The organism is Kitasatospora sp. NPDC001261 (assembly GCF_042896795.1).
Lineage (GTDB): Bacteria > Actinomycetota > Actinomycetes > Streptomycetales > Streptomycetaceae > Kitasatospora.
Genome location: NZ_JBIAXP010000029.1, coordinates 1 through 20825, shown reverse-complemented (window position 1 = coordinate 20825; position 20825 = coordinate 1). Strand labels below are relative to the sequence as shown.

Genomic DNA, 20825 nt, shown 5'->3' with positions numbered 1-20825 from the left:
CACGGCCTTCACCGCGGACCCAGCCGCAGCACCGCCAGCGCCCCCAGCGCCGTGGCGGCGGCGAGCGACGCCCACAGCGCCCCCGGTCCAGCGGCCAGCAGCGCCGTCAGCACGGCCGGCGCGGCCGCCCGCCCCACCCCCGAGGACAGCTCCCAGCGCGCCAGCGCCCGGCCGAGCAGGTGCGGCGGGGCGACGGACGCCACCAGCGCCGTCCCCGAGCCGGTGTAGAGGATCTCGCCCAGCGTGTACAGCACCGAGACCGCCGCGACGCCCGCCGCCCCCGGCACGCCGCCCAGCGAGCCGACCGCCCAGAAGGCCAGGTAGGACACCGCCAGCAGTGCCCCCGAGGCCGCCAGCACGGTGTGCCGCGAACGGTCCGCCAGCTTCAGCACCAGCGCCAGCTGCAGGGCGATCACCAGCACCGTGTTGCCGACGAAGACGCCCGAGGACCAGGCCGGCGAGGCGTGCAGGTGCAGCACCAGCAGCGCGGGCAGCGCCACCTCCAGCACGTCGAAGCAGAACGCGTACGGCACGTTGGCGAGGCTCAGCAGGGTGATCCGGCGCAGCGGCTCCGCCCGCTCCCGGGTGTCCGCCGGCCGCTCCTGCCGTGGGGCCCGCACCCGCAGTGAGCCCACCAGGGCGGCCGCGACCAGGCAGGCCGCGCCCGTCACCCCGGCCAGCAGCCGGATCACACCCGTCCCGCCGCTCACCGCCACGGTGGCCAGCAGCGCGCCCGCGCCCATCCCGGCGTTGCGCAGCGACCGCCCGGCGGCCAGCGCGGCGTCCCGCAGCCGGCCCTCGGTCAGCGTGCTCACCACGGCCGCGTGGGTGGTCGGCCAGGACTGGCTGCCCACCCCGAACAGCACCGCCGCCGCGGTGAACCCCGGCTGGCCGTCCGCGAGCAGCAGCGCCAGCGCACCCGCCGCCCGCACCAGCAGGGTGACGGCGGCGGGCAGGGTGCGGGCGCCGCGGTCGATCCAGCGGCCGGTCAGCGGCACCACCAGCAGGCCCGCCACCATCCCGGCGGACAGCGCCAGCCCGGCCGCCCCCGCGCCGAGGTGCAGCACGCCGATGCCGTACAGCAGCAGGAACGGCCGCAGCAGGCCGCCGCCCACCGCGTCCACCGCCAGCGCGACGGCGTACCGGGGCCCGCCGGCGGCGGTCAGCAGGCCCAGCAGCGCGGACGGCCCCCGGCGGCCCGTGCCGATCGGCGGGGCGGGCGGCTCGCCGTGGCGGGCGGCCGCGTGGTCGTGGACGGACTTCTCCCGGATCAGGCTCATGGCCGGTACCGTCCGCCCAGGTCGGACCGCCTGGCACGCGGATTGACGCTTACCGTCAATCCGCGGCGGAGGCCGTCGGGCGGGGTGACAGGATCGAACGCGTGAGTGAGTTGAGCGAGCGAACCATCAGGAACAGCGTGTGGGCGCATGCCCCTGCGGAGCGCCGGGGGTACCCCCGGCCGGAGGCCGGGGGAGAGGCGGGCGCATGAGCCTGACGATCGACATCACCGGCCTGCCCGACGAGCGCCTGCTCTTCACGCCCTCCCCGCTCGGCGAGCTGAACGCCATGCTGCACGTGCTCGCCGAGCCCGCGCACCACCCCGCGCTGCACGGCTGGGCCGGCTGCACCGCCGCCGTGATCCCGGCCGAGCTGTCCGAACGGCTCCTGGAGGCCGACTTCCTCTGGCGCTCCTCGCGCGCCGACTTCCTCGTCCCCGGCCTGCCCGGCGCCACGCTCGACGAGGAACTCGACGCCATCGACCGGATCGACGACGAGCTGTACGTCGCCGCCGCCCTCATCACCACCTGCGGCTCCTCCCGGCTCACCCGCCGGATGGGCTCCCCGCTCACCGACCCGGACGCCAACGAGCGGGCCCGGGAACTCGCCCTCGCCCGCGGCCCCCGGCAGGCCGCCTTCGCCGACCGGCTGCTCGCCGACCCGCCGGCCGTCCGGGCCCTGGTGCGGCGGATGCTGGAGGACTGCCGGTCCGCGTTCTTCGCCGACGCCTGGCAGCGCGTCCTGCCCGACCTCGCCGCCGACGCCCGGCGCAAGGCCGACCTGCTCGCCCGCCGCGGCCTCGCCGAGGCGCTCGCCGACGTCTCGCCCTCCGTCACGCTCGACCAGGGCGGGGACGGACGGCGCCGGATCGTCATCGACAAGCTCCAGGACAGCGCCACCAGCGGCACCGACTCCGGGGGCGTCACCTTCATCCCGACCGCCTTCGGCCGCCCCCACCTGCTGGTGGTGCACGCGAGCGGCTGGCGGCCCGTCCTCCAGTACCCCGTCGCCGAGGCCGGCCTGCCCGAGCCCGTCTCGCTCGCCCTCGTCCAGCAGCGCCTGGAGGCGCTCGCCCACCCCGTCCGGCTGCGCCTCGCCCGCACCATGGCCCGCGGCCCGCACACCACCGGCGAACTGGCCTCCGCCTGGCAGCTCAGCGCGCCCGAGGTGTCCCGGCACCTGGCGGTCCTGCGCAAGGCCGGGCTGCTGACGACCCGGCGGCGCGGACGGTACATGCTCTACGAGCTCGACCTGGCGGGCAGCGCCCGGCTCGGCTCGGACTTCCTGGAGGCGGTGCTGCGGTGAGGGGTCCCGCTCCGGTGGGAAGCGGTGCTCCGGTGGGCGGGAACAGCGGACGAGCGGCAGGCGTTCGTCCGATCATGACCGACGACGCCGCTCCTGAGATCCTCCGCTACGCCGCCTTCGCGACCCGCCCCGAGGGCGGCAACCCGGCCGGCGTGGTGCTCGACGCCACCGGGCTGACCGACGAGCGGATGCTCGCCGTCGCCGCCGAGATCGGGTACTCCGAGACCGCCTTCCTGACCGCCGGCCCGGCCGAAGGGGCCTACCGCGTACGGTACTTCAGCCCGCTCGCCGAGGTGCCGTTCTGCGGGCACGCGACGGTCGGCGCCGCCGTCGCCCTCGCCGAGCACGTCGGCCCCGGGCGGTACGTCTTCGTGACCGCGGCCGGGGACGTCCCGGTCGGGGTCGAGCGCGGGGCCGACGGGCTGCTGCGCGCCACCCTCACCAGCGTCGAGCCGAAGGTCGAGGAGGTGCCGGCGGCCGACGTCGCGGAGGCGCTCGCCCTGCTCGGCTGGTCCGCCGCCGACCTCGACCCGGCCCTGCCGCCCCGCGTCGCCTACGCGGGCGCCCGCCACCTCGTCCTGCCGGTCGCCACCCGCGAGCGGCTGGCCCGGCTCGACTACGACTTCGACGGCCTCGCCGCCCACATGCGCGCCCGCGACCTGACCACCCTGCAGCTCGCCTGGCGGGAGGCCCCCGAGGTCTTCCACGTCCGCGACCCGTTCCCGGTCGGTGGCGTGGTCGAGGACCCGGCCACCGGCGCCGCCGCGGCCGCCTTCGGTGCCTACCTGCGGGAGCTCGGCGCGGTGACGGCCCCGGCGGTGCTCACCCTGCACCAGGGCGAGGACCTGGGCCGCCCGGGCGTCCTGCGGGTCGAACTGCGGGCCGAGGACACGCGGGTGCGGGTCTCCGGCACGGCGGTGGCGATCCGTTAGCACCGGTTCAGGGCCTCAGGGCGGGGGCTGCGGCAGGACCAGCTCGCCCTCGCCCCGCCCGAGCCGCTCCCAGACCACCTCGTCGATCGACAGCCGCGCGTAGCCCCGCCGGACGAGGCCCATCGCATACGTGGTCTTGCCCGCCCCGGGCAGACCGCACATCAGCACCACCGTGCCCGATCGCCGTGTCACCGGCCCAGGTTAGCCCCGGGTGGGGCGGCTCCGCCCCGCTCCGGGCGGGCGGAAATTCGTTCGCGCCGAGCCGCTCCGGTGGGCGAAGCTGCTCCGATGCAGCGAGCGAGCAACCGGACCGTGACGGTCGATCTCACCTACGGCGACGAGCACTTCGGGCAGTTGGGCCCGTTCGAGGTGGAGGTCGGCTGGTGGTCCTCGGTGGACGGGGTGGTCGCGCGGGCGACCGAGGCGGCCGGGGTGCCGGTGCTGGTGGCTCGCCTGGTCGAAGGCCGGAGCGAGGACCCGGGCCACGGCGGGCGGGTCCGCTACCACGCCGAGGCGCTGCGCCGGCCGACCGTCCTTGACGCCGCAACCCCGGACGACGGGACGGCCGCGCTGCTCGGCCCCGCCGAGCGCCGCGCCGCCTGGGCCACGCCCGACGGCCTGCGGGAGGCGCTGGACTGGGCGGAGGCACGGCTCGCCGCCGTCGGCCGTCCGTCGGCCGGGCCCGCGCGGCAGATCCGGACCTGGAACCTCTCCGGCCTGTTCCGCCTCCCCACCGCCACCGGCGCCGACGCCTGGCTGAAGACCACGACGCCCGCGTTCAACGCCCACGAGGGCGAGGTCATCGCGCTGCTCGGCGGCGTGGACCGCGGGCTCGTGCCGACCGTCCTCGCCGCCGACCCCTCCGCCGGCCGGCTGCTGCTCGACCACGTCCCCGGCGAGGACTGCTGGAGCCCCTCCGCCGGGACGGTGGCCGACGTCGTCCCCCGCCTCGTCGCCGCCCAGGCCGCGCTCGCGGACCGCCCGGCCGACCTGGCCGGCCTGCGCGACCGCACCCCGCGCGCCCTGGCGGCCCAGCTGGCGGCCCTGTCGGACCGGTTCGCCGAGGAGACCGACCTGACGCCCGAGGAACTGGACCGGCTGGCCGCCTTCGCCGCCGACCTGCCCGGGCTGCTGGACCGGCTCGCCGACTGCGGCCTGCCGGAGACGCTGCTGCACGGCGACTTCCACCCCGGCAACTGGCGCTCCGACGGCGCCGGCACGGTGGTCGTCGACTACGCCGACTCCTGCCTCGGCCACCCCGCCCTGGACGGGCTGCGCCCGCGCGCCTACCTCGGCGAGGAGGCCTGGCAGCACCACGTCCGGGTCTGGACGGAGGCCTGGCAGCACCACGCCCCCGGCTCCGACCCGCGGCGCGCCCTCGAACTCGCCGAGCCGCTCTACCACCTGTCCTACGCCCTGCGGTACCAGGAGTTCCTGGACCACATCGAGCAGAGCGAACGCCCCTACCACGAGGGCGACCCGGCCGCCGAGCTGCGCGCCCTGCTGGCCTGCGGAGCGGCCGGGCGGCCCGCGTAGACTGCCGAGGTGGAACGACCGACGCCGGCCCCCGGAGTCTCCGGGACTCCCGTCCTGCCCGAGCTGCCGCTGCAGGAGCTGGAGTGCTTCGCCGTCCTCGTCCACCAGTTGCACTTCGGGCGGACGGCGGAGCGCCTCGGCGTCTCCCAGGGGCGGGTCTCCCAGCTGATCAAGCGCCTGGAGAGCAGGGTCGGCGCACCGGTGTTCCAACGGACCAGCCGCCGGGTCGAGTTGACCGAGCTGGGGCGGGCGCTGGCCGAGCAGGTGGTGCCCGCCTTCGAGCGGCTCCGGGAGGGCTACGACGCGGCGCGGGCCGCAGCGGCCACCGCGCGGCCGCTGCGGCTGGGGTTCCAGTGCGCGGTGTACGAGCCGGTCGCCCGGGTGCTCGCGCGCCTGCCGGAGGGCACGGTGCAGCTGGTCGAACTGCCGTGGGCGGACCCGTTCTCGCACCTCGCCCGGGGCGAGGTGGACCTGGCGATCGTGCTCGCCCCGTGCCGGGAGCCGGGCCTGGACGTGCTGATGGAGTTCTCCCGCCAGCCGGTGTACCTGGCGGTCTCCGCCGAGCGGCGCCTCGGCGGGGCGGACGGCGCGGACGGGGTGGGCGCGGAGGAGCTGGCCGGGGTGCCGCTGATCGAGCCGCGCGGCCCGGCGCCCGAGTACTGGCGGTGGGCGCAGGCGCCCCGGCGGACGCCGGGCGGGCGGGAGCTGGCCTACCCGGCGGGTGCGGCCACCATCCAGGAGGGCCTGTCGATGGTGGCCGGCACCCGTCAGGGGCTGCTGCTGTGCGAGCGCAGCACGGCGTACGTCCGGCGGCCGGACATCCGCTTCCTGCCGGTGCCCGGGCTGGAGCCGACGGCGCTGGAGGTGGTCCAGCACGAGCGGCGGCCGCACCGGCTGGCGGCCGGGTTCGTCGAGCTGCTGGCCGGGCTCCTCGACTGAGCCCGCGGGGAATCAGACGGGCCGGCCGGGCCGGTGATCGGGCCGCCGTCAGGGCCGCCGGTCGTCGGGCCGGGAGAGCAGGGCGATCAGCAGTCCGACGGCCGCCAGCCCGGCCGCGGTGAGCAGGACGGCGCGGTTCCCGGCCCGGTCGACGACCAGTCCGCCGGCGAAGGAGCCGAGCGCGATGCCCGCGTTGAACACGCCCGCCCAGACCGCCGCCGAGGCCTCGATCCGGGCCGGGTCGGCGGTGCGGACCCAGGCCTGGGTGGAGACCGACACCCCGCCGTACGAGGCGCCCCAGACGACCAGGACGAGCAGGACGGTGACGACGCCGCCGGTGTACGCGAGCAGGGCGGCGGCCAGGGCGACCCCGGCCAGGGCGAGGGCGACGGCGGTCTTCGGGCGGCGCCCGGACAGCGGGCCGAGGGTGAAGTTCCCGGCGACGCCCGCGAGTCCGTACACCAGCAGGCAGGCGGCGATCACGCCGCTGCTCAGGCCCGCGTCGGCTTCGAGGACCGGGCGGATGTAGGTGTAGCCGGCGAAGTGTCCGAGCACGACGAAGGCGGTGATCGCGATCCCGGCGGCGACGCCCCGGTGGCGCAGGGCGTCGGCCAGTCCGCCGAGCCGTCCGCGCTCGTGCACGGGCAGCGCGGGCAGGGTGGCGGCGAGGACGGCGGCGGAGGCGGCGCCGAGCAGGGCGAGCGCCCAGAACGCGGCGCGCCAGTCGAGCAGCGCGGCCAGGTAGGTGCCCAGCGGGACGCCGAGGACCGAGGCGATGGAGACGCCGGAGAAGATCAGCGTCATGGTGAGCGCGAGGCGCGGGCCGTCGGCGAGGCGCGGGCCGACGCTCGTGGCGAGGCCCCAGACGATGCCCATGGCGGCGCCGAGCAGGACGCGGCCGGCGGCCAGCACCGCGAAGTCCGGCGCCAGCGCGGTGACCGCGTTGGCCAGGCCGAGCAGCAGCATGAAGGCGACCAGGACGGTCCGGCGGTCGCGCGCGCCGACGAGCAGCGGGGCGAAGGGGGAGAGGGCGGCGGCGATCAGGCCGGTGATGGTGAGGGAGAGGCCGGTGACCCCGTCGGTGACCCCGAGGCTGTGGGACATCGGGGTGAGCAGGCCGACCGGCATCATCTCGGAGGACACCACGGTGAAGGTGGCGAGTGCGACGGCGAGGACCGGGGGCCAGCGGTGCGCGGTGGGTGGGGCGGCTGGTGGGGCGAGGGCTTCGGCGTTTGTCATAGGGCCAGCCCACCAGCGGGCGGAGGGGCCGAACAAGATCGATAAGCTCATCGACCCATGAGCCCGGCTAATCGGTTGACAGTGCCGGGAAGGCCCGGCGGCTTCGGGAAGCGCGCCGGCGGCGCCCGCCGCGAACGACCGCGGTCGGGCGCCACCGGCGCCGGGTCACTCCGCCGGGGCGATCCGGTAGCCGCCGCGCGCCGAGTGGAGGCTGAGCGCCTCGACCGGGCAGTAGTCCACGGCCTCGCTCAGCCCGTCCGTCAACTCAGCGCCGCCGTCCGCGTACCCGGCCAGCGGCGCGGCCAGTCCGTCGGCGCCGAGGGCCAGCGAGTCGGGGGCGCTGAGGGCGCACATCCCGGAGCCGATGCAGCGGTCCCGGTCGACCCGGACGAGCACCGGATCGGTGTCCGCGCGGCCCGTCACCAGACCACCCGCAGGGAGTTCGGGCTGCGGGTGAGCAGGCCGCGCCGCCAGTCGATCCGCTCGACCGGGTCGGCCAGCCGCAGCGCGGGCAGCCGGCGGGCCAGCCGGTGCAGGGCGAGTTCCAGCTCCATCCGGGCCAGCCAGGCGCCCAGGCAGTGGTGCGGGCCGGCGCCGAAGGTGAGGGTGGGAGCGGCCAGCGGGGAGAACAGCTCGGTGCGCAGGTCCCCGGTGAAGATCTCCGGGTCGTGGTTGGCGGCGGCCGCGTCGGCGGCGACCACGCTGCCGGCCGGGATGACCACGCCGCCGATCTCGACGTCCTCGACGGTGCGGCGCATCAGCCCGGGCAGGTGCTCCTGGGGGTCGCCGAGCGGGACGGCGCGCAGCAGCTGCTCGGTCGCGGCGACGGCGCTGGCCTCGTCGGAGGCGAGCCGCTGCCAGGCCTCGCGGTCGTCCTGGAGCAGGTAGACCAGGGCGTTGCCGAGGCTGGTCATGGTGGTCTCGTGGCCGGCCACGACCAGGCCGATGACCAGCGCGACCAGCTGGCCCTCGGTGATCGAGCCGTCCTCGGCGGCGGCCGCGAGCAGGCCGCTGACCAGGTCCTCGCCGGGGGCGGCCCGGCGCTGGGCGATCACCTCGGAGCCGAAGGCGGCGAACTCGGTCATCGCGGTGGCGATCGCCTCGGCGCTGTAGGCGGTGGCGGAGAGCGCGTGGTCGCTCCAGTGCGCGAGCCGCTTGCTGTCCAGGTTGTCCAGGTTCATCAGCCGGCTGATCACCGCGACCGGCAGCGGGCGGGAGTAGCCCGCGATGATGTCGGCGGGGGAGCCGTGGTCGATCAGCTCGTCGATCAGCGACTCGACGGCCGAGGCCACCCACGGCCGCCAGCGCTCGATCGCGCGCGGGGTGAAGGCCCGCTGCACGGTGCGGCGCAGCCGCTGGTGCTCGGTGCCGTCGATGTTCAGCATGCTCTGGGGATCGTCCAGGATGTTGGGCGTGACCGTGACCGGCGGGGCGTCCGGCGCGTAGAGCGGGGCGCGGCCCAGCCGCGGGTCGGTCAGCACCTGGCGCACGTCGGCGTGCCGGCTGACCAGCCAGACCGGCGTGCCGGTGGGCAGCGCGGCGAGGCGGGGCGGGCCGGGTTCGAGCCGGCGCATGCAGTGCAGCGGGGGGAGCGGGGCGGTGCCGGCGCTGGTCGCACTGTTCTCGGTGGACATCCGTACTCCAGACTCCAGGACGGTGGGCCGCGGGGCGCGACCCGACGGGGGGTGAATCCGGGGATGGTGCGGGGGACGGGTGATGCGGCCGGCTGGCGGCTCGACACGGGCCGGGGTTCGGTCGGGCTCCTACGGGGGGAATTGCGGGGGTCTGGCGCGAAATGTGCGGCGGCGCACGGTCGGTACGCATCCGGCGCGGCCGGCGCAGGGTCACGCGCCGACGGGTGGGGCGGGTGTGCTGAGCGTGGTCGCTTGGACCGTCTCAGCTACGACCGTACGTGGCTGGCGGGGCGCCCGTCTGCGGCACTTCCAGCCAACGCCGGTGCTTTCCGGGCACTTCGAGGCGCACGGACGGGCGCTCAGTGCCACCTGTGCGCCCCCACCGCCACGGCCGCGCCGGACTGTCGCCGGGCCCCCGGCGGATACCCGGTCGGCACGTGCCACCTGAGAGGTCGTGAGCCGCTTCCACGCCGGCGGACAGGCCGTCGGCGGGTGGGGCGGGCCCCTAGCACACCGTGCCGCGGAGGATCGCCCCGGGCGCTCCGCCGGTGGTCGGCCGGGTGGGCGATACGCTTCGTGGGCAGTTCGTCTTGCAGTCGTTTGTCGCAGGTCAGACCGGTGCAGAGCCGCACCGGCAGACGGAGGTGGAATCGGATGCCCCAGCAGGTCAAGGCAGTCATCGCGCGCGCCAAGGGCGCGCCCGTGGAGGTGGCCACGATCGTGGTGCCGGACCCTGGCCCGGGTGAGGCGGTGGTCCGGATCCAGGCGTGCGGCGTCTGCCACACCGACCTCCACTACCGGGAGGGCGGCATCAACGACGAGTTCCCGTTCCTGCTCGGCCACGAGGCCGCGGGCATCGTGGAGTCGGTCGGCGAGGGCGTCACCGAGGTCGAGCCCGGTGACTTCGTGGTCCTCAACTGGCGCGCGGTGTGCGGCCAGTGCCGCGCGTGCAAGCGGGGCCGCCCGCAGTACTGCTTCAACACCCACAACGCCAAGCAGCGGATGACGCTGCTGGACGGCACCGAGCTGTCCCCGGCGCTGGGCATCGGCGCGTTCGCCGAGAAGACCCTGGTCGCGGCCGGCCAGTGCACCAAGGTGGACCCGGCGGCCGAGCCGGCCGTCGCGGGCCTGCTGGGCTGCGGCGTGATGGCGGGCCTCGGCGCCGCGATCAACACCGGCAACGTCGGCCGGGGCGACTCGGTCGCGGTCATCGGCTGCGGCGGCGTCGGCGGCGCGGCCGTGATGGGCTCCCGGCTGGCGGGCGCGGCGAAGATCATCGCCGTGGACATCGACGACCGCAAGCTGGAGACCGCCCGCAAGCTGGGCGCCACCCACACCGTCAACTCCCGCACCACCGACCCGGTCGAGGCGATCCGCGAGCTGACCGGCGGCAACGGCGCGGACGTGGTGGTCGAGGCGGTCGGCCGCCCGGAGACGTACAAGCAGGCCTTCTACGCCCGCGACCTGGCCGGCACCGTCGTCCTGGTCGGCGTGCCGACCCCGGAGATGACGCTGGAGCTGCCGCTGCTCGACGTCTTCGGCCGCGGCGGCGCGCTGAAGTCCTCCTGGTACGGCGACTGCCTGCCCTCGCGGGACTTCCCGATGCTCGTCGACCTCTACCTCCAGGGCCGCCTGGACCTCGGCGCCTTCGTCACCGAGACCATCGGGCTGGACGCCGTGGAGCAGGCCTTCGAGCGCATGCACCAGGGCGACGTCCTCCGCTCGGTGGTGATCCTGTGACCGCGCGGATCGACCGGCTGGTGACCGCCGGGACCTTCGAACTCGACGGCGGCAGCTGGGAGGTGGAGAACAACGTCTGGATCGTCGGGAACGACGAGGAGGCGGTGGTGATCGACGCCGCGCACGACGCCGAGGCCATCGAGGTCGCGCTCGGCGGGCGCCGGCTGCTGGCGATCGTCTCCACCCACGCGCACAACGACCACATCGACGCGGCCCCGGCCCTCGCCGACCGCACCGGTGCGCCGATCCTGCTGCACCCGGACGACCTGCCGCTGTGGAAGCTCACCCACCCCGAGCGGCTGCCGGACGGCGAACTGGCCGACGGCCAGCGGATCGAGGTGGCGGGCACCGAGCTGACGGTGCTGCACACCCCGGGTCACGCGCCGGGCGCGGTCTGCCTGTACGCGCCCGCGCTGGGCACCGTCTTCACCGGCGACACCCTGTTCCAGGGCGGCCCCGGTGCCACCGGCCGGTCGTTCTCGCACTTCCCGACGATCGTCGACTCGATCCGCGAGCGGCTGCTGACGCTCCCGGCCGAGACCGTGGTGCGCACCGGCCACGGCGACCCGACCACCATCGGCGCCGAGGCCCCGGCCCTGCCGGAGTGGATCGCGCGCGGGCACTGACGCCGCTGCCCGCACGGCCCCCGGGGAACGGTCGTTCCCCGGGGGCCGTACGATCGCGGGCATGGCCCACGACCCGCGCGACCTCGACGAATCCTTCCTCGCCTTCTGGCGGGAACGGCACATCTCCACGCTGACCACCACCCGCCCGGACGGCACGCCGCACGTGGTGCCGGTCGGTGTGACGTACCAGCCGGAGACGGGGACCGCCCGGGTGATCACCAGCCGCACCAGCCGCAAGGCCCGCAACGTCGCCGTGGCCGGGCCCGAGGGCCTGCGCGTCGCGGTCTGCCAGGTGGCCGGGGCCCGCTGGTCGACGCTGGAGGGCGTGGCGGTCGTGCGCGAGGAGCCCGAGCAGGTCGCCGAGGCGGAGCGCCGGTACGCCGAGCGCTACCGCGAGCCGCGGGTCAACCCGGACCGGGTGGTCATCGAGATCGCCGTCGACCGCGTCCTCGGGCGGGCCTGAGCGCGCCGGCCGGGAGGGACGGGCCCGGGCTGGCCGCCGCTCCGGAGGACGGGCCCGAGCGCGCTTGCTCCGGAGCGGGCCCGAGCGTGTCCGCTCCGGAGGACGGCCCGGGCGCCGCTGTTCCGGAAGCGGAACTCCGGCTTCTGGTACCGGTGTTGCCGCCGTTGCCGGACGGGCGACGGCGGCGTCCCGTCGCCCTCAGCACGGGAATTGCCCCATACGGTAAGGGAATCGTCACTGTCGGTGACGTGAATGCGACATTAAAGATTCCGAACTTGCCTCTGCTACTTCTTCCACGGCGGCGCATTGGTGTGATCTGATTGGCGGTGCACGGTCAATGCGAGGCGATGGGGGAGTACTGCACCCGCCTCGGCAGCTCGGGGGAACGACACCGGGTGCGCGATTCCGCCGCACCTGAATGTGAGCACTCGGGAGGGGGGAATGGATCGGTGTGCGGGTGTGCCGGACGGCAGCCCGACGTTCTCCGGTCGGAGCTACGGTACCGGTAGTCCGCACGTGCGGCCAGGGGTGGCCTGACGGTCCCGGGTAGCGGCTCGTCGACGCCTTTTCGGGCGTTGCGGAGCCGGCCTCTTGGGCTGCCCATTCACTGCCGCCGGTGGCGGAGAACAGCGACACCCCGCCGAACCGTCCTGATGTCGGCCCTTGAACCGGGCCGCGCGAATTCCCTGGCGACCCGGCACGACGACCCCCCGCGGGTCGATGACCGTGTTCTCGGGTCAGAGGTTCTGATCACGATTCAACTTGCCCCGGGGCGACCACGGAACCACGCCGTGGCGCTCCGTCATGAGGAAGGTGCATCGAGTCATGTCTTCTGCAAGCACCGCGCCACAAGAACTGGAATGGACCCTCGAGGAGGGCAAGCCGGCGACCCTGGTCGTCCCTCGATTCGAAGGCGCCGAAGCGGCCTGCGCGTGGCTGAACGCGATCCTGCCCGACCTCCGTACCGCGCTTCAAAGGTACGGCGCGCTGTACCTGCGCGGCCTCCCGGTCGCCTCCGTCGAGGACTTCGCGCTCGTCCGGGACGTCCTCATCCCGCAGCGGACGCCCTACCGGGAGAAGGCGACGCCGCGCAGCAGCTTCGGCAACGACGTCTACTCGTCCACCGACCTGCCGCCGGCCCAGTCGATCCGGATGCACAACGAGAACAGCTACACCCTGACTTTCCCCGGGCTCCTGATGTTCGCCTGCCTCATCGCCCCCGAGGAAGGCGGGGCGACGCCGGTGGCGGATTGCCGGGAGGTCCTGCGGCACCTGCCCGCCCCCCTGGTCGAGCGCATTCGCTCCCACGGCTGGACCCTGCACCGGAGCTACTCCGAACACATCTCCGTGAGCTGGGAAAAGGCATTCGCGACCGAGCGCCGCGAGGACGTCGAGCAGTACTGCGCGGAGAACCTGATCTCCTGCCGCTGGGACGGCGAGGGAAATCTGAAAACGGTGCAGCGGCGGCCCGGTATCGTCCGGCACCCGGCCACCGATGAGGAGGTCTGGTTCAACCACATGGCCTTCTGGAATTCCTGGTCATTGGACGAGGAACTCCGCGAGACGCTCCTGGACGAATTCGGCGCGGACGGCCTGCCGTTCGAAACCGGCGTGGCCGACGGGAAGCCCCTGACCCGGGACGAGCTCGAGCTCATCAACACCGCCTACGCCGAGGCCACGGTGCGTCAGGCCTGGCAACCGGGCGACGTCATGCTCGTCGACAACGTGCTCACGGCGCACGGTCGCGACCCGTTCCGGGGCGACCGGAAGATCGTCGTCGCGATGGGCAACCCCGTCGAGCTCGACGACTGCCGGCCCACCGTGGCGGCCTCGGCGGAGACCGGCGGTGCCGCGTGAGCATCACCGAGGAGCCCCTGGCCCCGGCGGCCCGGACCGCACCCGTCGACCCGATGGTCCGCTTCCGGCGGGCGGTCGAATCGACCCCGGACCGGATGGCCGTACGCGGGACCGACCGCACCCTGACCTTCGCCGAACTCGACCAGGACGTACGGCAGTTGGCCGGACGGCTGGCCGAGCGCGGGCTCGGCCGCGGCGCCCGGGTGGGCGTCAGCATGCACCGCGGCGCGGACCTCGTCGTCGCCCTGCTCGCCGTGTGGCGGATCGGCGCCGCCTACGTGCCGCTGGACCCGGCCTACCCGCAGGAGCGCCTCACCCACATGGTGACGAGCGCCGGCCTGCGGACCGTCCTGGCGGAGCCCGGCAACGGTCCCGCCTGGCCCGCCGGAGTCGACGTCCTCACCCTCGCGGACGCCCTCGCCGCGCCGGCCGCGGACGCGCCGGCGGCACAGGCCTCCCCGGCCGACCCGGCGTACGTGATCTTCACCTCCGGCTCGACCGGGACGCCCAAGGGCGTCGAGGCCACCCGGGGCGGCGTGGCCGCGCTCGCCGCGGACCTCGAGGACGCCGGCTTCTACGCCGACCGGCCGCGCGTGGTGGCCTGGAACGCGAGCATCTCCTTCGACGCCTCCGTCCAGCAGTGGGCCCGGATCTGCCGGGGCGACAGCATCGTGGTGATCGGCGAGAACGAGCGCACCGACCCGGCCGTGCTGCGCGCCCTGCTCGACGAGCACGCCGTCGACGACCTGGACCTGACGCCCTCGCACTGGGAGGTGCTGCGCGAGGCCCTCCTCGCCCCCACCGCCGACGGCCGCGTGCTGCGGCTGTTCATGGGCGGCGAGCCGGTGCCGGCCGAGGTCTGGCGGGAGCTGGGCGAGGCCCGCGCCGCCGGGACGGTCGAGGCGATCAACCTGTACGGCCCCACCGAGTGCACGGTGGACGCCACCGCGGGCTGGATCACCGGCGAGGGCCCGCACATCGGCTTCCCGCTGCCCGGGTTCACCGCCCACGTGCTCGACGAGCACCTGCGCGCCGCGCCCGTCGGCGAGCCGGGCGAGCTCTACCTGGCCGGGCCCTCCGTGACCACCGGCTACGTCGGCCGGCCCGCGCTGACCGCGCAGCGGTTCGTCGCCGATCCGACCGGCACCGGCCGCCGGATGTACCGCACCGGCGACCGGGTGCGGCTGCGCCCGGACGGCGCCATCGACTACCTCGGCCGGGTCGACCGGCAGATCAAGATCCGCGGCTACCGGGTGGAACTGGGCGAGATCGAGGCCGCGCTCGCCGCGCACCCGGGGGTCAGGACCGCCGCCGTCGTCCTGCACGGCACCGCGACCGCCGGCGACCAGCTGGTCGGGTACGTCGTCCCGGAGGGCGGGAGCGCCCCGCACGCCCGGGAGCTCCAGGAGCACCTGGGCGGCCTGCTGCCGTCGTTCATGGTCCCGTCGGCCTTCGTCACGCTGGAGGCCATGCCGCTGAGCGTGAACGGCAAGGTGGACCACCGGGCCCTGCCCGCCGTGGACGAGGCCCTGTGGGCCGACGGCGGACAGGAGGCGGGGGACGAGCCGCAGGGCGAGTTCGAGACCCTGATCGCCGGCGTGTGGTCCGAGGTGCTCGGCCGGCCGCGGATCAGTCCCACCGACAACTTCTTCTCGCTGGGCGGCCACTCGCTCATCGCACTGCGCGTCATCGGCCGGCTGAAGAAGCAGTTCGGCATCACCGTGTCCACGAAGGAGGTCTACCAGCACCCCGAACTGCGCGGGCTGGCGGCCTTCGTGGAGTCCCGTCGGACGGAGGGCAAGTGAACACCGCACAGGACACCACCGTCATCAGCATCCGGCGCCCGGAGGGAGCCGCGCTGACGCTGATCTGCCTGGGCTTCTGCGGCGGCGGGACGGCCTCCTACCACCTGTGGGGCGACGCCGTCCCGGCCGACATCGCCCTGTCGGCGATCTGCTACCCGGGCCGGGAGGGCAGGTTCCTGGAGGACTTCGCCACCGACTGGGAGGAGCTGGCCCAGGACGCCACCGGGGCCGTGCTCTCCGCCGTCGACGGCCCGTACGTGCTCTTCGGGCACAGCATGGGCGGCTGGATGGCCTTCGACGTCGCCGCGCGGATCGAGAGCGCCGGCGGGCCGCTGCCGCTGAACCTGGTCGTCTCCTCGGCCAACGCGCCCGCCCGCGGGCTGACGCCCCGCGACATGTTCCCGTCCCAGCAGGACGACGACGACGGCCTGCTGCTCTGGATGAAGACCCACGGCCTGATGCCGGCGCACGTCCTGGAGGACCCCGAACTCCAGGAGATGGCCGTCGAGTTGATGCGCGCCGACATCCGGGTCCGGGACACCTTCCGGTACACCGAGGGCGCCACCGTCAGCATGCCGGTGCAGATGCTCTCGGGCGCCGACGACGACGTCATCGAGGCCAACGCGGGCGAGCAGTGGCGCGCGCTGGCCCTGGGCGAGTACCGCCACGACGTCCTTCCCGGCGGGCACTTCTACACCCCGGAGGTCTGGAAGGCGCTGCCCTCCAGGATCGCCGCCCTCGACCCGAGCGAGAGGAGCCGGCGGTGAGCACCGACGCCACCCTCGACGTGATCGTCAGCGGCACCGAGTCGGACTCCCACACCTGGAACCTCGTCTTCCTCCAGCTCCAACTGGAGGACTGGGGACACCGGGTGCGCAACCTCGGCCCGTGCCTGCCGGGCGCGGAACTGGCGGCGGAGTGCCGGCGCGAGGCCCCCGACCTCATCGTGCTCAGCAGCGTCAACGGCCACGGCGAGAGCGACGGACTGTCCGCCGTCGCGGAGCTGCGCGCCGTCCCGGAGCTCGCCGACACGCCGATCGTCATCGGCGGGAAGCTCGGCACCGGCCGGCAGCTGCGGGCCGGGGCGGGCGGCGGGGGCGGCGAGTCCATGACGCGCCGGCTGCTGGACGCCGGGTTCTCCGCGGTCTTCCACGAGTCGGCCGGACTGCCGGAGTTCGAGCGGTACGTCTCCGCCCTCGGCGCCGTGAAGGCGGGGCGGACCGGCCGCGTCCTGGAGGAGCTCCGCGCCGCCCCCACGCCATGAACGACGCGCCGGCCAACGCGTTCGCCGACTTCGTCCGACGGTCGCACGCCCGGGGCAACCTGGTGGTGCAGCCGCGGATGGGCTTCGGCGACCCGCTGGCCATGCGGGAGGGGCTGGTCGCCGTCAAGGCGGCCAACGCCACCACGGTCGGCACGATCACCCTCGACAGCTACACCCGGCTCGGCAAGCTCGCCGACGCCCGGCGGGCCGTCGACGGCGGCGGCGACCTCAACGGGTACCCGATCAGGACCCACCCCCCGGCGACCAACCGGGGGGTGCTGGAGGGCGTGCGCGAGCGCGACTTCCCGGTCCAGGTGCGGCACGGCTCGGCCAGCCCCTACGGCATCATCGCCGCCTCGCTGGAAGCGGGGCTCGACACCACCGAAGGCGGCCCGGTCTCCTACTGCCTGCCGTACGGCCGCCTGCCGCTGCGCGAGGCGGTGCGGAACTGGGAACGGTCCTGCGAGCTGATGGTCCGGGCCCGCGACGGCGAGGTCGAACCGCACGTCGAGACCTTCGGCGGCTGCATGCTCGGCCAGCTCTGCCCGCCCAGCCTGCTGGTGGCGATCAGCGTCCTGGAAGGCGTGTTCTTCCGCCAGCACGGACTGCGCAGCATCTCGCTGAGCTACGCGCAGCAGACCAACGCCGAGCAGGACCGGGAGGCGGTGCTGGCCCTGCGCCGGCTCGCCGACGCGCTGCTGCCGGACGTCGACCGCCACATCGTGATCTACAACTACATGGGGGTCTACCCCGGCACCCGCTCCGGTGCCCTGCTGCTGCTCGAGCAGGCCGCCGAGCTGGCGGTCCGCACCGGGGCGGAGCGGCTCATCGTCAAGACGGCGGCCGAGGCGCACCGCATCCCCACCGTCCGGGAGAACGTCGAGGCCCTGGAGATCGCGGCGCTGGCCGCACAGAACGCGGGCGGATCGGCGCCGGCCGACACCGGGGCGGGCAGCGAGGTCCTGGACGAGGCCACCGCGCTCGTGGACACCGTCCTCGGCCTGAACGCGGACGTGGGCGCCGCCCTGGTGGAGGCGTTCGCCCGGGGACTGCTGGACGTCCCGTACTGCCTGCACCCGGACAACGCCGGGCGGGCCAGGAGCTACATCGAGTCCGACGGGCGGCTGCGCTGGTCGCACACCGGCGCCCTGCCCGTCCGGCCGTCCGGGCGATCCGCCGGCGACCGCTCGATGAGCGCCTCGGACCTGCTCCGGGCCCTGTCCCACGTGGCGCGGTCGTTCGACGAGCGCGCCGCCACCACGCTGGACCGGCTCCCCGGGCTCCCCGGCTGAACCCCCTGCCACAACCGCAGAACCAGAGACCGCAGGACCAGAGAACCGAAGGAAGAGACCCCTTGACCAGCGAGTTCGAGTCTGCACGGCCCGGTGCACTGCCGGACCACCTCAAGAACCCCGTGACCCGGTCCGTGCTGCGGATCCAGAACCAGATCGTCCAGGCGGGCCGCGAACTACTCCTCAGCGAGGGGTTCGTGGAGCTGCTGCCGCCGATCATCGGACCGGTGACGGACCCGGGCGGCCGGGGCGCCAAGCAGGTGGACGTCGACTTCTACGGCCACCGCTACAAGCTGATGACCAGCGCGATCCTCTACAAGCAGGCGTCGCTGCTCGCCTTCGACAAGGTGTTCTACGTCGCGCCGAACGTCCGGCTCGAACCCCTGGAGACCGCGAACATCGGCCGCCACCTGGCGGAGTTCCACCAGTTCGACGTGGAGATCGCCGGCGCCACCCAGCAGGACGCGATGGGGGTGGCGCAGTCCATCGTGACCGCGGCGGTCGAGCGCGTGGTGCGGACGCTGGGCGACGACCTGGACGCCCTCGGCCGCGACGCTGACGCCTTCACCCCGCTGCTCACCCGCGACACCCCCTTCGAGCGGATCAGCCACGGCGAGGCGATGGCCGAGCTGGCGCGGCTGGGCCACGAGCAGAACCACGACGCCGAGATCGACTGGCAGGGCGAGGGCCTGCTCTCGCACAAGTCCGACGCGCCGTTCTTCATCGTCGACTACCCCAAGGGCTCACGCGGCTTCTACGACCGCGAGGACCCGCAGCGCCCGGAGGTCCTGCGCAACTTCGACCTCATCGCCCCCGAGGGCTTCGGCGAACTGATCAGCGGCAGCGAGCGGGAGTTCGACTACGCGCGGATCATCGCCCGGATGCGGGAGAGCGGCGAGAACCCGGCCAAGTACGAGTGGTACCTGAAGATGGTCCGCGAGGGCATCCCGGGCAGCGCCGGCTTCGGGATCGGCATCGAGCGGCTCACCCGCTACGTCGCCGGGCTGGACGCGGTCTGGCAGGCCACCCCGTTCCCGAAGGTCCCCGGGGTGGTCTCGCCGTGAGCGGGGTGCTGAGCGCCCCGGGGTTCCCGGAGGCCGCGATCCGGTCCCGGGCCAGGGAGGGCGCCGCCCGCGCGTTCCCCTCGACGGACGGCTACGGCCTGACGCTGTTCGGCGCCGGCGGCACGGGCGGCGACGCACAGTCGGTGGCGCCCCGCGGCGGGGACGCGCTGGACGCGATGCGCCTGGTCCCGCCGGTCTTCGTGCCCCAGCGGCTGGAGAAGCTCACCGACCTGGCCCGCGAACCGCTCTACGGCGACGTCGAACTCGCCACCGACATCGGCGGGTTCCGCTCGGCGCTGCCGGTGTACGTGTCGGCCTTCGGCTCCACCCAGGTCGCCTCCTCCGGGCTGGGCCTGGCGGCCAGCCGCCAGGCCGGACGCCTGGGCATCCCGCTGGTCATCGGCGAGAACGTGGTGCCGACCAACGGCTTCGCCGGCGCCTTCGGCAGCGGTTCCGCCGACGCCTCCGCCGACACCGGCGACAGCATGCTCGCCCGGCTGCGCGCCTACGAGCAGGAACTCCCGGACGACATGGGCGGGTTGGCGTTCCAGCAGAGCACCGAGGACGCGGACGCCGAGGTGTGGAACCAGATCTACAGCGCCCCGGCCGCGAAGGCGCTGCTGGAGTCCGGCCGCCTGGCCTTCGAACTCAAGGTGGGGCAGGGCGCCAAGCCCGGGCTCGGCGGGATGACGGTGCTGAAGCGCTCGGTGGCGGCGCAGCTGGCGGATCGGTACAGCACCGACGAGAGCGTCTTCGCCGACGGGCAGGGCGAGGACGACCGGGTACTGCGGTCCAGCAGCCCGGGCACGTTCACGGCGGAGATCCTGCGCCAGCAGATCCGCTTCATGCGCAACAACTATCCGCGCGCGCGGATCTGGGTGAAGCTCCCGCCCGGGCGCGACATCCACGAGGCGGCGGTCGTGGCCTGGGCGAGCGGCGCGGACTCGGTGACCGTGGACGGCGCCGAGGGCGGCAGCGGCTGGGCGCCCAGCAGCTTCCTCGACCAGGTGGGCCTGCCGCTGGGCGAGTGCCTGCGCCGGCTGGGGCCGCCGTCCAGGTCGAACTGCCTGCTGGCCTCGGGCCGGATGTGGGAGGGCGCCCGGGCCGCGAAGGCCCTGGCGCTCGGCGCCCGCGCCGTCGGGCTGGGCCGGGCGGCCCTGCTCGCGGCGGACGAGGACCCGCAGGACGGCATCGCCCGGCTGGTCACCTGCCTCGCCTTCGAACTGCGGCTGCTGATCAGCGCGTTGGGCAAGTACACGCCCGCCGCCCTGGACCCGGAGGACGTCTGGCTCCCGGAAACGGCCGGGCCGTACCTCCACCCGTAGGACACGGGGCGCCGCCCCTTCGCTTGCGTGAACGTCCGATCCGTCCGATCCGTCCATCCCGCACGTCCTGTGCATCCCGTACCTCCCGTACAGAAGGAGAACCGCTGTGACGAACCCGTTCGAGGACGCCGAGGGCCGCTACCTGGTCCTGGTCAACGACCAGAACCAGCACTCCCTGTGGCCGAACGTGCTCGCGGTCCCGGCCGGCTGGACCACGGCCTTCGGCGAGAACGACCGCCAGGCCTGCCTGGAGTACATCGAGCAGCACTGGACCGACCTGGCGCCGCGCCCGACGACGGTCGGCTGACCCGCGGTCCCGGACCCCTTTTCCTCCATTCCGTTCGCACACCCGCGTGCGGCCCCGGCCAGGTGACGAGGCACCCGGCCGGGGCGGCCGGTCACGCGCATCGATCACCGCCGGATAGGCACCAGAGGGAGATTCCCAATGATGTTGTCAAGCCAGGGCGGTGACGCCTCGTGACTGCCTTACTGCGCTGGGGCGGCGTTCTTGGGCGCAACTGCATCG

20 protein-coding genes are annotated in these 20825 nt (G+C 74.5%); 15 read left to right on the top strand and 5 right to left on the bottom strand.

The genetic code is table 11. From position 1 onward, the window contains the following. Positions 1-8: 8 nt before the first annotated feature. On the bottom strand, positions 9-1280 hold the full coding sequence (locus ACFY4B_RS32395; protein ID WP_375875700.1) for an MFS transporter: 1272 nt from the start codon (positions 1278-1280) through the stop codon (positions 9-11). A gap of 205 nt (positions 1281-1485) precedes the next feature. On the opposite strand from ACFY4B_RS32395, the gene ACFY4B_RS32390 reads away from it, so the two are divergent. After that, positions 1486-2583 (top strand): DUF5937 family protein, encoded by a 1098-nt coding sequence (locus ACFY4B_RS32390; protein WP_387973981.1) that lies wholly within the window; start codon positions 1486-1488, stop codon positions 2581-2583. Positions 2584-2657: 74 nt separating this feature from the next. Beyond that, complete coding sequence (locus ACFY4B_RS32385; RefSeq protein ID WP_049660217.1) at positions 2658-3515, top strand: PhzF family phenazine biosynthesis protein; 858 nt, start codon at positions 2658-2660, stop codon at positions 3513-3515. A 15-nt stretch (positions 3516-3530) separates the two neighbouring features. Here the strand turns inward: ACFY4B_RS32385 and ACFY4B_RS32380 are convergent, their stop codons facing one another. After that, positions 3531-3707 carry an AAA family ATPase gene (locus tag ACFY4B_RS32380; protein WP_387973978.1) on the bottom strand — a complete coding sequence of 59 codons (177 nt, stop codon included), beginning with the start codon at positions 3705-3707 and terminating at the stop codon, positions 3531-3533. 96 nt (positions 3708-3803) lie between these two features. On the opposite strand from ACFY4B_RS32380, the gene ACFY4B_RS32375 reads away from it, so the two are divergent. Both ACFY4B_RS32375 and ACFY4B_RS32370 read left to right on the top strand, forming a co-directional pair. Continuing rightward, entirely contained in the window at positions 3804-5051 is a 1248-nt protein-coding gene (locus ACFY4B_RS32375) for an aminoglycoside phosphotransferase family protein (protein WP_387973975.1), read from the top strand. A 9-nt stretch (positions 5052-5060) separates the two neighbouring features. Next, positions 5061-5990, top strand: coding sequence for a LysR family transcriptional regulator (locus tag ACFY4B_RS32370; protein WP_387973972.1), 930 nt, complete (start codon positions 5061-5063; stop codon positions 5988-5990). 48 nt (positions 5991-6038) lie between these two features. On the opposite strand, the gene ACFY4B_RS32365 is transcribed toward ACFY4B_RS32370, so the two are convergent. From ACFY4B_RS32365 to ACFY4B_RS32355, 3 genes are all read right to left on the bottom strand, one after another. Then, positions 6039-7229: an MFS transporter gene (locus ACFY4B_RS32365; RefSeq protein ID WP_387973969.1), complete on the bottom strand. Its 1191-nt coding sequence runs from the start codon at positions 7227-7229 to the stop codon at positions 6039-6041. 165 nt (positions 7230-7394) lie between these two features. Then, positions 7395-7652, bottom strand: a complete 258-nt coding sequence (locus tag ACFY4B_RS32360) for a ferredoxin (protein ID WP_074005728.1) — start codon at positions 7650-7652, stop codon at positions 7395-7397. Then, positions 7649-8863, bottom strand: coding sequence for a cytochrome P450 (locus tag ACFY4B_RS32355; RefSeq protein WP_049652220.1), 1215 nt, complete (start codon positions 8861-8863; stop codon positions 7649-7651). The genes ACFY4B_RS32360 and ACFY4B_RS32355 overlap by 4 nt, the downstream gene beginning before the upstream one ends. A gap of 654 nt (positions 8864-9517) precedes the next feature. On the opposite strand from ACFY4B_RS32355, the gene ACFY4B_RS32350 reads away from it, so the two are divergent. The 11 genes from ACFY4B_RS32350 to ACFY4B_RS32300 all read left to right on the top strand — a co-directional run bounded on the left by ACFY4B_RS32350 (position 9518) and on the right by ACFY4B_RS32300 (position 20606). Next, positions 9518-10603, top strand: coding sequence for an S-(hydroxymethyl)mycothiol dehydrogenase (locus tag ACFY4B_RS32350; RefSeq protein WP_049652219.1), 1086 nt, complete (start codon positions 9518-9520; stop codon positions 10601-10603). Further along, complete coding sequence (locus ACFY4B_RS32345) at positions 10600-11229, top strand: MBL fold metallo-hydrolase (RefSeq protein ID WP_387973965.1); 630 nt, start codon at positions 10600-10602, stop codon at positions 11227-11229. Before ACFY4B_RS32350 ends, ACFY4B_RS32345 begins: the two co-directional genes overlap by 4 nt. Positions 11230-11290: 61 nt before the next feature. Then, positions 11291-11692 carry a pyridoxamine 5'-phosphate oxidase family protein gene (locus tag ACFY4B_RS32340; protein ID WP_380780923.1) on the top strand — a complete coding sequence of 134 codons (402 nt, stop codon included), beginning with the start codon at positions 11291-11293 and terminating at the stop codon, positions 11690-11692. Between the two features lie 825 nt (positions 11693-12517). Further along, the gene (locus ACFY4B_RS32335; RefSeq protein ID WP_117492918.1) at positions 12518-13549 is read left to right on the top strand and encodes a TauD/TfdA family dioxygenase; all 1032 of its coding nucleotides are present in this window, start codon (positions 12518-12520) and stop codon (positions 13547-13549) included. Continuing rightward, complete coding sequence (locus tag ACFY4B_RS32330; protein WP_387973962.1) at positions 13546-15354, top strand: amino acid adenylation domain-containing protein; 1809 nt, start codon at positions 13546-13548, stop codon at positions 15352-15354. The genes ACFY4B_RS32335 and ACFY4B_RS32330 overlap by 4 nt, the downstream gene beginning before the upstream one ends. After that, positions 15351-16121, top strand: coding sequence for a thioesterase II family protein (locus tag ACFY4B_RS32325; RefSeq protein WP_387973959.1), 771 nt, complete (start codon positions 15351-15353; stop codon positions 16119-16121). The genes ACFY4B_RS32330 and ACFY4B_RS32325 overlap by 4 nt, the downstream gene beginning before the upstream one ends. After that, the gene (locus tag ACFY4B_RS32320) at positions 16118-16618 is read left to right on the top strand and encodes a cobalamin B12-binding domain-containing protein (protein ID WP_380744725.1); all 501 of its coding nucleotides are present in this window, start codon (positions 16118-16120) and stop codon (positions 16616-16618) included. The genes ACFY4B_RS32325 and ACFY4B_RS32320 overlap by 4 nt, the downstream gene beginning before the upstream one ends. Then, a complete protein-coding gene (locus tag ACFY4B_RS32315) occupies positions 16615-17910 on the top strand; it encodes a methylaspartate mutase (RefSeq protein WP_387973956.1) in 1296 nt (431 codons plus the stop codon). The genes ACFY4B_RS32320 and ACFY4B_RS32315 overlap by 4 nt, the downstream gene beginning before the upstream one ends. Positions 17911-17972: 62 nt before the next feature. Next, the gene (locus tag ACFY4B_RS32310; RefSeq protein ID WP_375875693.1) at positions 17973-18974 is read left to right on the top strand and encodes an asparagine synthetase A; all 1002 of its coding nucleotides are present in this window, start codon (positions 17973-17975) and stop codon (positions 18972-18974) included. Continuing rightward, positions 18971-20299: a glutamate synthase-related protein gene (locus ACFY4B_RS32305; protein ID WP_387973953.1), complete on the top strand. Its 1329-nt coding sequence runs from the start codon at positions 18971-18973 to the stop codon at positions 20297-20299. The genes ACFY4B_RS32310 and ACFY4B_RS32305 overlap by 4 nt, the downstream gene beginning before the upstream one ends. Before the next feature lie 106 nt (positions 20300-20405). Further along, positions 20406-20606: an MbtH family protein gene (locus ACFY4B_RS32300; protein WP_049652209.1), complete on the top strand. Its 201-nt coding sequence runs from the start codon at positions 20406-20408 to the stop codon at positions 20604-20606. Positions 20607-20825: the final 219 nt, after the last annotated feature.